Raw genomic sequence first — 3,584 nt, 5'->3', positions numbered from 1 at the left:
CAAAAAGTGCACAAACTGCGCGCCTTCGAAATATTGGGCATAGGGCATGTCGAGCACGCTGATGCTCAGGCACACCAGCACCACCGCGATCAACACCGGGTTGGCCAGCGGGTTGCGCTGGCTGCGCTCGTACACCGTCAAGCCGATCAGGTAAGCACTGAGCGTGAGCACCAAAGCCAACAGCGGGCTGCCCGAGAGGTAGACCCAAATTTCGGAGATGGCGGGCAGGTCGGCGCGTGTCGTGGGGTTCATGGCCTCAGTCCTTGGGGGCCAGCAGCTTGAGTACAAGTGCGGTCACCGCCACAGTGGCCAGCACGCTGATCACCAGCGCCGCGCTGATGGCCCAGGCATGGGCCCGCAGCACCGGCAAATAAAGCACCACGCCCACCGACGCCGGAATGAACAACAGCCCCAAGTGCTGCAAGATGCTGCTGCCCACCAGGTCCATGGACGCGGGCACATGGCCACGCAGCGCCAAAAACGCCAGCAACAACACCAGACCCAGCACCGGGCCGGGGATGAAAGGCAGGGCGAACTTGGAGAGCAGCTCGCCCAGGGCTTGGAAGATGAAGAGTTGAACAAGGCCTTGGATCATGGCCACAGTGTAGACAGCTTGCGTTGGCGTTGGGGGCGAAAGACTTGTGATCTGAGTGCGAGGATATCGGTTTAGTTATTGGCGTTTGCAATTACCAAATCCATGGCGGTTTACCAAGGGCGTAAGTCGGCTCCGGGGATGCCTTGCTTTTCTACCCAAGTGTTCTGCGCGGCAATCCAGTCGCCAAATTCAGTTTCAAACCTCTTCTTGCGGGCAGCCATGCTGCTGCTGTTTTGATTGGCTTGCAAAACCCGGTATTGCTCAGCCGACAGGATGACCGTGTCAATTTGCCCCACTTTTTCTACAAACACGGGTTCGCGTTTGGCAAGGGCGCAAATGCTGCCAAAACGGTTTTTGGCTTCGGTGGCGGTGATTTGCATGACAGTCTCTTGATGAATGGCTATTTTAGCTAAAGCGCCACGGGCCACAACACCAGCTCATGTTCCTCATGATGGGTCTTCTCGTGCTGGCATCTTCTGCATGCGCATTGGCGCGATCCGATGGTGACGCTTCGCGCCCCAACGGCGACCATCACTTCATTCGCAACACATTCACGAACGGAGTTTTTCATGGCACCCACATCCCCCAAGAAACAAGTGGCCCTCGTCACCGGCGCATCGTCCGGCATGGGCAAAGAAACGGCCAAGCGGCTGCTGCAAAAGGGCCTGGTCGTTTACGTCGCGGCCCGTCGCCTGGCGCAAATGGAAGACCTGCGGGCCTTGGGCGCGATAGCGCTGCAGATGGACATTTCGGTGGACGCTGACATCGTCTCGGCGGTGAACAGCATCACGGCGGGGCACGGTGGAATCGACGTGTTGGTCAACAACGCGGGCTTTGGCATGTACGGGGCCATGGAAGATTCGACGCTGGCCGATGCCCGTTACCAGTTTGAGGTCAACCTGTTTGGCATGGCGCGCCTGACGCAATTAGCATTGCCGCACATGCGCCGTCAAGGGGCAGGCAAGGTCATCAACATCTCGTCCATGGGCGGCAAGATGTACACGCCTTTGGGCTCCTGGTACCACGCGACAAAACACGCGGTGGAGGGCTGGAGCGATTGCTTGCGCATCGAGTTGGCCCCCTTCGGCATTCAGGTGGTCATCATCGAGCCGGGTGTGATCGCCACCGAATGGGGTGGTGTGATGCTCGAGCCCATGTTGGCGCGTTCGGGCCAAGGCCCTTACCAAGCCATGGCTCAGGGCATGGCCAAGGCCATGCGCAGCACCTATGCAAAAAAGGGCGCGGCTTCGCCGCCGTCGGTGGTGGCCGATGCCATACTGCAAGCTGTGCGTTCGCGCCGTCCCAAAACCCGCTACGTCATCGGAAAAATGGCCAAGCCCTTGATGTTCATCCGAAAGTATTTCGGAGACCGCATCTTTGACATGGCCATCATGAGCCAAGCCAAGTAGTCCGATCTTCGAAACTCCCCGACACGCCAGAAAGGCCCCCGCCGTGAAACAGGCCACACGCTTTGCCGTGCACATGAGCTGGAAACTGCTCATTCTGGACATGGGTTATGCCCCCGCCGATGTGCTGAGTTTGGCGCGTTTGCCGGGTGACTTGTTTGCACGCTCAGACGCCAGCTTGTCGCCTGCCCAGTTCTTCGACCTGTGGCGCGGACTGGAGCAGGCCGCAGGCAGCGACGAATTGGCCTTGAAGCTGGCGCAGGTCATGTCGGTGGAGGCCTTTGACCCGGCCCTGTTCGCCTGTCTGTGCAGTCCTGACTTGAACACGGCCTTGGAGAGGCTGGCGCAATACAAGCGGCTGATCGGCCCCTTGAACATGGTTGTGGACATCCAAGCCGAGCAAACGCGAGTCACGCTCACCTGCTATGGACACACCGAGCCGATTCCGCGCAGCTTGGGCGTGTCGGAGTTGGTGTTCTTCACGCAACTGGCCAGGCTGGCCACACGCGAGCGCATCGAGCCTTTGGCTGCCTCAGTGCCGAAGTTGCCAGTGGATGTGGCGGCGTACAAAGCCTATCTGGGCTGCGCCTTGGGCACTTCTGAACAGATCCAAATCACGTTTTCGGCGCAGGACGCGCGTCGGCCTTTCTTGACCGAAAACATGGCCATGTGGGCTGCGTTTGAGCCGGGACTGAACCAACGGCTCTCCGCTTTGGAGACGCAAGCGAGCATGCGTGAGCGGGTCAGGGCCGTGCTGTTGGAGGCGCTGCCCGCAGGCAGCTGCAGCATCGACGCCGTGGCCAAGCGCCTGGCGGTGAGCAAACGCTCCTTGCAGCGGCAGTTGGCTGAGGAGTCGGTGGGGTTTCAAGAAGTACTCAGCGAGGTGCGGCAAGCGCTGGCGCGGCATTACCTCAGTCGCACCGACATCTCAGCCGGAGAGATTTCATGGCTGCTCGGCTTTCAGGAAAGCAACTCCTTCATTCGGGCCTTCAGAGGCTGGACCGGCACCACACCTGCGGCCTATCGGCAAGGGCGTGCGGGCATGGATGCCCCATGGCATTGAGAACAACATGAACACCAGTGAGATGCAGATGATGAAAGACATGACGAATTATTTTGTCGGTGAGAAGCAAGAAAGCGTGCTTTTCATGCTGGCGGCCTTGATGGCCATGGGCTTGGCGGTCTGGATGTGGACCAACGGACACCGACTGCGCTTCATGGCCTTGCCTTTGGTGGTGGTGGCGCTGATGCAGCTGGTTGTGGGTGTCACCATTTTTGCGCGCACCGATGCGCAAGTGGCCAAGTTGAGCACGCAGCTGACCAGTTCACCGATTGAGTTCAAGCAATCAGAAACCGAGCGCATGCAAAGGGTGATGGCCAACTTCAAGTTGTACAAAACCGTTGAGTTGGTGCTGCTCGTGGTGGGCGCTTGCCTGATCGCGTTTTTATCCAAATGGGATGCGGCCACGGGCATCGGCATCGGTTTGGTGGTGCAGGCTGGGTTCACGCTGGCGTTGGACTTGTTTGCCGAAGCGCGAGGGGATGCGTATTTGAGGGCGCTGGCGGGTGTGGCCGCCTAGTTC

The 3,584-nt window shown here is 59.3% G+C and carries 6 protein-coding genes; 3 read left to right on the top strand and 3 right to left on the bottom strand.

The features are described 5' to 3' along the window. The 3 genes from ACIQ47_RS15380 to ACIQ47_RS15370 all read right to left on the bottom strand — a co-directional run. Positions 1–252: LrgB family protein (locus ACIQ47_RS15380; protein ID WP_396438921.1), on the bottom strand; the 252-nt coding region annotated here is incomplete at its 3' end. Between the two features lie 4 nt (positions 253–256). Then, positions 257–595 carry a CidA/LrgA family protein gene (locus ACIQ47_RS15375; protein ID WP_296292664.1) on the bottom strand — a complete coding sequence of 113 codons (339 nt, stop codon included), beginning with the start codon at positions 593–595 and terminating at the stop codon, positions 257–259. Positions 596–705: 110 nt separating this feature from the next. Then, positions 706–1,023, bottom strand: coding sequence for a prevent-host-death protein (locus ACIQ47_RS15370; protein WP_396438920.1), 318 nt, complete (start codon positions 1,021–1,023; stop codon positions 706–708). A 141-nt stretch (positions 1,024–1,164) separates the two neighbouring features. Between ACIQ47_RS15370 and ACIQ47_RS15365 the strand changes: the two genes are divergently transcribed. From ACIQ47_RS15365 to ACIQ47_RS15355, 3 genes are read left to right on the top strand one after another with little or no spacing between them, the layout of a single operon-like run. Next, positions 1,165–2,004 (top strand): oxidoreductase, encoded by an 840-nt coding sequence (locus tag ACIQ47_RS15365; RefSeq protein WP_396438919.1) that lies wholly within the window; start codon positions 1,165–1,167, stop codon positions 2,002–2,004. Positions 2,005–2,047: 43 nt separating this feature from the next. Next, positions 2,048–3,064 carry an AraC family transcriptional regulator ligand-binding domain-containing protein gene (locus tag ACIQ47_RS15360; protein ID WP_396438918.1) on the top strand — a complete coding sequence of 339 codons (1,017 nt, stop codon included), beginning with the start codon at positions 2,048–2,050 and terminating at the stop codon, positions 3,062–3,064. A 7-nt stretch (positions 3,065–3,071) separates the two neighbouring features. Further along, positions 3,072–3,581, top strand: coding sequence for a hypothetical protein (locus ACIQ47_RS15355; RefSeq protein WP_396438917.1), 510 nt, complete (start codon positions 3,072–3,074; stop codon positions 3,579–3,581). Positions 3,582–3,584 lie beyond the last annotated feature (3 nt).

Source organism: Limnohabitans sp., from assembly GCF_044373035.1.
GTDB lineage: Bacteria > Pseudomonadota > Gammaproteobacteria > Burkholderiales > Burkholderiaceae_C > Limnohabitans_A.
This window is presented reverse-complemented; position numbering and strand designations above follow the sequence as displayed.